Source organism: Nocardia tenerifensis NBRC 101015 (assembly GCF_000308715.1).
Taxonomy (GTDB): Bacteria; Actinomycetota; Actinomycetes; order Mycobacteriales; family Mycobacteriaceae; genus Nocardia; species Nocardia tenerifensis.
The window spans coordinates 1-5,678 of record NZ_BAGH01000231.1 but is presented as its reverse complement, the minus strand read 5'-3'; the positions used below and the strand labels follow the sequence as shown (position 1 = coordinate 5,678).

At 67.8% G+C, this 5,678-nt stretch carries 4 protein-coding genes; 1 reads left to right on the top strand and 3 read right to left on the bottom strand.

Features of this window, described 5'->3' with window-relative positions; genetic code table 11:
• From ON39_RS18670 to ON39_RS18660, 3 genes are all read right to left on the bottom strand, one after another.
• On the bottom strand, window positions 1-1,411 hold a 1,411-nt coding region (locus ON39_RS18670; RefSeq protein ID WP_040735961.1), incomplete at its 3' end, for an AMP-binding protein.
• Window positions 1,408-2,310: a beta-ketoacyl-[acyl-carrier-protein] synthase family protein gene (locus tag ON39_RS18665; protein WP_040735959.1), complete on the bottom strand. Its 903-nt coding sequence runs from the start codon at window positions 2,308-2,310 to the stop codon at window positions 1,408-1,410. The genes ON39_RS18670 and ON39_RS18665, both read right to left, overlap by 4 nt.
• 8 nt (window positions 2,311-2,318) lie before the next feature.
• Window positions 2,319-3,368 carry a 3-oxoacyl-ACP synthase III family protein gene (locus ON39_RS18660; RefSeq protein WP_040735955.1) on the bottom strand — a complete coding sequence of 350 codons (1,050 nt, stop codon included), beginning with the start codon at window positions 3,366-3,368 and terminating at the stop codon, window positions 2,319-2,321.
• 547 nt (window positions 3,369-3,915) lie between these two features.
• On the opposite strand from ON39_RS18660, the gene ON39_RS18655 reads away from it, so the two are divergent.
• Window positions 3,916-5,409, top strand: a complete 1,494-nt coding sequence (locus ON39_RS18655; RefSeq protein WP_051186790.1) for a flavin-containing monooxygenase — start codon at window positions 3,916-3,918, stop codon at window positions 5,407-5,409.
• Window positions 5,410-5,678: the final 269 nt, after the last annotated feature.

The window sequence follows — 5,678 nt, the reverse complement described above, 5'->3', positions numbered from 1 at the left end:
CAACGGTATTGAAGATCTGCTCCACTTGAACCGTGAACATCGGCCCGTCGGCCGTGCACACGCGCTGACTCTTGCGGCCGCAGAACCAGATCCGGCCCTCGGCGTCGATGCGGGCGAGATCGCCGGTGCGGTGCCAGATCCGGTCGCCGTCGACGATCTTGCCCTGCCGGTTGGCCTCGTCCGGCCAGTAGTAGTGCGTGCTGACATTCGGTCCGGTGACGACGAGTTCGCCTATGCCGCTCGTGCTTTCGAGCTCGCCGGCCAGTTCCTCGACCCGCGCCCAGGACGGGACGGCGTCGTCGGTGATGGCTATGACGCAGGCCTCGATCCGGTCCGCCGGGCGGCCGATGCACGTGCCCTCGCCCCGGTGCGCCCGCTCGACGAGGCCGTCGAACAGCTCCCGGGATTCGATGAGCGACATGGGCAGCGCCTCGGTCGACCCGTATCCGGCGAAGATTCGCACGTCCTCGGCCAGCACCGCGCGCAGCCCGGCGATGCACCAGTCCGGCACCGGCGCGCCGCCGGAGTAGATGCTGCCCAGCGTCTTCAGCTCGGCCGGGTGCCGCTCGAGGTAGCGCAGCAGCGGGATCAGCAGGGCGGGCGAGGCGAACATGGTCCGCACGCCGAACCGCTCGATCGCGTGCGCGACGTGCGCCGGATCGGTCGAGCCGACCTTGCTCGGGATCAACGGCGGTAGCACGCACCGCGATCCGAGCAGCAGATCGAGAATTCCCACCAGCGGCAAGGTGATCAGCGACGTCTCCGGCGCGACGCGACCTCGAGCGGTGTGCACCTGCTCGACCATCGCCGCCAGATTGCCGTGGGTCAGCTCGACCGCCTTGGCGGGACCCGTACTGCCCGTGGTGAATCCGATGACGAGCACGTCATCGGACACGGCGGGCGTGCGCTCGGGCGCGCCGCCGGCCGGGACGGTGCCCCACGCCGCCAGCCGCTCGCCGCGCCAGAACCAGCGCTGACCGACGGTCACCGACGTGCGCACCTTACGGAAGCTGCGCCGGAACAGCACCCGCACGGCGTGCGCGGGCGGGATGCCGATGAACGCCTCGGCCTCCACCGCGCGCAGGCAGTGCACCATCTTGCGCAGCCCCATGCCGGGGTCGATGACGACGGGCACGGCGCCGATCTTCAAGAGCCCGAACAGAATCGCGTAGAGCTCCGGGCTCGGCAGCACCAGCACGATCGTGCGCGTGCCCGACCCGACACCGGCCGCGGTGAGCCGCTCGGCGATGGTCTCGGACCAGTCGTCGAGCTCGCGGTAGGTGATATGCCGGTAGGTCGGCAGCTCGCCCGACGCCGTCGCGTCGGGGTAGATGACGGCCTCCCGATCCGGTTCCGTGCGCGCGAACGCACGGAACCGGTCGATGGCCGCCCAGTAGGTCGCCGAGGTCACGCAGCCGCCCCGGCGAGCGCGGGCAGCCGGTACAGCACCGCCGCCGCGGCCGGGCCCGCGCCCGCCGCGACGAACAGGACGTGCGTGAAATCCCTTAGGGTGTCCGCGGTTACGGCCCGGTCGTAGGCCTGCGGCAGCGACGCGGTGTGCGGGTCGCCGTCGGTCAGGTCCGGCGTGCGCACCGAATCACGGTCGATGCCAAGAGCGTCCGCGAGCCGCGCGGGGAAGTCGGGCGTCGGCGTCGAGGCGATGAGCGCCGTTCCGGCCTGCCCCTCGTGCTCGGCGAGCGCGGCCCGCGCGGCCTCGATCGCCACGGCCAGCAGCCGATCCGCGAAGTCCGGCTCGCGCTCGACCGTCATCACTCCGCGCCCGACGGTGCCCATGGTGGCCGTGTCCACGTACGCTTCGACCGCCGGAGAGCCGTCGCCCCGCACGGTGTGCACGCGGCCGAAGCCGTCGGGCTCGTCGGTGTGCTCGAGCAGCAGCGCGGCTCCCGAAGTGGCGTAAGGGAAGTCGTCGGCGGCGGCCGAGCGGGTCATCGACGGGTGACCGTCGCCGGCCACGATCAGCACGTGCTGCGCGCTGCCCGTCGCCAGGATGGACGTGGCGACCTGGACCGCGTTGAGCACGCCGGTCGCGCCGTTCATGAGATCGAACGAGAAGGTGCGCGGATCGTCCTTCGCGTACTCCAGGCCGATGCCCGCCGCCTTCTGGATCAGCGCGGAGACGGCAGGCTCGACGGTGTTGGCGTCGCGGAAGACGCCGGCGTTGATGAGCACGCCGACCTGGTCGGGGCGGACCCCGGCCCGCTCCAGACTCTGCGTGGCCGCCCGGCCGCTGTTCTCCACGCTGCTCCGGGTATCCCGGCTGATGCCCACGGATTTGATACGCACGCCCATAACAGACCTCAAACCTTCAGCGACGAGATGGTGGTGGACAGGAAGCCGGTCACGATGCCGGAGGCGGCGGGGATCATCAGCAGTTTCGAGCCCGCCGGGATGTTCTGCTCGCTGAGCTGATCGTGCAGCACGATGAAATGCGAAGTGGTGGAGGTGTTTCCGTACTTCTCGATGACCCGCAGATCCGGCGGCATCGGCGTGCCGAACTCGCGCTCGCAGATGGCGTTCATCCACGGGATCGCGGCCGCGCCGAACTGGTGGTGGATGACGTAGTCGAACTTCTCGTCGGCGAACGTGCGTCCCCGCGCCTCGAGGTAGTTGATCTGGCTGTCGGTGCCCAAAAGGAAGCGGTCTTCGTTGTGCATTCTGCGGTTGTCGGTGTACAGCGCAACCCCCTGGCTCTTGTCGCTCGGCATGCCGAGACACAGCTGCGCGTACTCCGCCGCGGTCATCATCTCGACGTAGTGGATCTTGTCGTCGTCGTCCACCGCCTCGTCGAGCACGACCGCCGCGCCCGAGTCGCCCACCGACAGCGACGCGAACTGCAGATCGTATTTCTCGGAAATCTCGGCCACCGCGGTGTCGGCGATGGGAGTAATGGCCTCGCCGCTGACCACCATGCCGTTGCGCACCGCGCCGGAGCGGATCATCCGGTCCAGAATGTAAGTCCCGGTGAGCATTCCGGCGCAGGCGTTGGACACATCGAAGGTTATGGCGTTCTTCGCTCCGATAAGGGTGCTTATCGAACTGGCGAAGGAGGGCTCCATGTACATGCGGGTGGCGTGCTTGCTGCGCGTGATGGAGGTGGAGATGATCACGTCCAGCTCGGCCGCGTCGTAGCGCGACCTGGACAGACAGTCCTGCGCGGCCTTCATGGCGATCGCGAAGGAGTCCTCGTAGCTGTCCGGATTCGTGTCGTGCACCCGGCGCTCCCGCACCCCGGTGATTTTCTCGAGATCGAAAGACGGAGGTTCCTTCAGTCGGGCGAGCAGCTCCTGGGTCGTGACGATATTCGAAGGCAGATAGGCGCCGATGGATTCGAATCGAGAATGCGACACGCGCGCTCCTGGAAATCGTGGAAAGAAAACGGTTCCGGATCGTCTCTGATCGTCGGTGCGACGGACACTACCCGACGGTAACTAGGAATGCCTCGGTGTAGATCCGGGCGCGGAAGGCCTCGAAAAACTAGCTGTATCGTGAGGTATCACTAACTGGTGACCCACTGGCTATGGATGTGTGACAGTGCGCGTATCGGCCGAACGGTGCGGGTAGCCAACCGTTTTCGGGTCCGGTTTGCGCGTGCCCGGGTTTGCCCCGCACGTCCGTCGGACACGCATTCAGCGAATCATCAGCTATCGCACTGGCTATGCGAAAAATCGGACGACGCGCCGCGATCGTGTGAGTGAGTTCACTGCGGGTCGCCCGTTTGAATGCCGCTCCAACCGGCCAATTCATACAACTCTCAACTATGTTGCGGCCGAACGGAACCCGCGCGCGCCGAGCCGGGTAGCCGGCATCCCTGAATCTCGACTGCGTACGGTAAAGGCGCATCCACTGTCTGGGACGTTAGGCTGAAGGCGCACCCGTCCAATCGAGGAGACCGCGATGACAACCGCTGTCGAGCACATCGATGTGCTCATCGTCGGGGCCGGACTGTCCGGTATCGGCGCCGCCTATCATCTGCAGCGGGCGTTCCCGCGGCGGACCTACGCCATCCTGGAGGGCCGCGCGGACCTCGGCGGAACGTGGGATCTGTTCCGCTACCCCGGAATTCGCTCCGACTCCGACATGTACACCCTGGGCTATCGGTTCAAGCCATGGCTCGGCGACAAGTCGATCGCCGACGGCGACACCATCCTCGACTACGTGCGCGAGACGGCCGCGGAGCACGGCATCGACCGGCACATCCGCTTCCGGCACCGGGTGCGGCGCGCCGAGTGGTCCTCGGCGGACAACCGCTGGACCGTGCACGCCGAACGCACCGGCACCGGCGAGACTGTGACGCTCACCGCGAGCTTCCTGCTGTCGTGCGCGGGCTACTACGACTACGACAAGCCGTACACCCCGGACTTCCCCGGCGTCGAGCGTTTCACGGGACCCGTTGTGCACCCGCAGTTCTGGCCCGAGGATCTGGACTACTCGAACAAGAAGGTCGTGCTCATCGGCAGCGGCGCCACCGCGGTCACCCTCGGCCCGACGCTCACCGAGCGGGACGCCCACGTGACCATGCTGCAACGCAGCCCCAGCTACATCGTCTCCCGTCCTGCGCGCGACGAACTCGCCATGAAGATCCGGCGCCGCCTGCCTCAGCGCGCGGCCTACACCGTGATCCGTGCCAAGAACGTGGCCCTGGCCACCACGGTTTATGAACTCAGCCAACGGTATCCGGCGTGGGTGCGCCGGCGCCTGCGCGCCTTTCAGGAGCGCTGGCTGCCGCCGGGGTACGACATCGACACGCACTTCACGCCCCGCTACAACCCGTGGGACCAGCGACTCTGCCTGGCGCCCAACAACGATTTCTTCCGCGCCATCCGCAAGGGCAAGCTGGACATCGTCACCGACCGGATCGAGACGTTCACCGAGACCGGCGTGCGGCTGGTCTCCGGCGCGACGCTGGACGCCGACATCGTCGTCACCGCAACGGGTTTGAACCTGCTCGCGTTCGGCGGCATCGAGCTGGCGGTGGACGGCGAGCCGGTGACGCTCTCGGACACCATGGCCTACAAGGCCATGATGCTCTCGGACGTGCCGAACTTCGCCTACATCATCGGCTACACCAACGCCTCCTGGACGCTGAAGGCGGATCTGGTGTCGGAGTACGTGGTTCGGCTGCTCCGGCACATGGACGCGCGCGGGTACGCGCGCTGCGTGCCGTTGCGCGACCCGTCGGTCGGCGCGGAATCCCTGTTCCTCGACTTCAATCCGGGCTACGTGCAGCGCTCCGCGAGTAAGTTCCCCATCCAGGGCGACCGCGCGCCATGGCGCCTGCGAATGAACTATCTGCGCGACCTGATCACCCTGCGGCACGGACCGGTCGCCGACGACGCGATGCACTTCGAGCGCGCCGAACGACCCGAGCCGGTGGCGGCACGCGACTGAGCCGCAGCGGACCCCAGCCGTGACGGGAGCTAAGCAGCAGCGAGGCTGGGCCGTGACGGGCTCAGCTGTGACGGGCCTAGGCGCCAACGAGTGTGGGCCGCAACGAGGCTGGGCCGTAACGCGGCTTGGCCGTAACGCTGCTGGGGTCGCAACGCGGCTGGGCCGCAGCGGGGCTGGGGGTCGCAGCGGGCTGGGCCGTGACGGGGCTGGGTCGCAGCGGGGCTGGGCCGTAACGAGGCTGGGCCGTAATGCGGCTGGGTCGCAACGAG